Genomic DNA, 462 nt, shown 5'->3' on the forward strand with positions numbered 1-462 from the left:
GTACACGGCCATCAAGCACGTGAACGTCGTGGCACCTTGCACGCAAGCCGTGCTGGACGCAACGCTGGTGAACCTGACGACCCCCACGGACGTGGCCAACGCTGGTTTCAACACGCCTTCGACCGGCCTGGTGGGTGACTGGTACAGCATCAACGTGGCACAAACCACGACGTTCTCGGGCGGCGCTACGGCCGTTCGTGCAGAAGCGCCCAACGGTGCTCCCGCATTCGCCAACTTCGTGCACTTCCCGCAGAACGACCAAGGCGCACCTACGCCTAACAACTACACGGCTGACCCGCTGTTCCGCTCGGTCAACGTGTACAACAGCGCTGATCAGGCTGTCACGTCGCCCACGCTCATCGCAGCAAACTATGACCTGCCCGACATGTCCACGCCTTACATCGTGGCTCCTTCGGCAACGGCTCCTCTGACGCAAGCGCTGAACCTGACGAACGCACTGGC

The 462-nt window shown here is 62.1% G+C and carries 1 pseudogene; it reads left to right on the top strand.

Features of this window, described 5'->3' with window-relative positions:
- A pseudogene (locus GVL52_RS28855) lies at positions 1–462 on the top strand (hypothetical protein); the annotation flags it as partial.

The organism is Rhizobium sp. 18055, assembly GCF_902706285.1.
Lineage (GTDB): Bacteria > Pseudomonadota > Alphaproteobacteria > Rhizobiales > Rhizobiaceae > Rhizobium.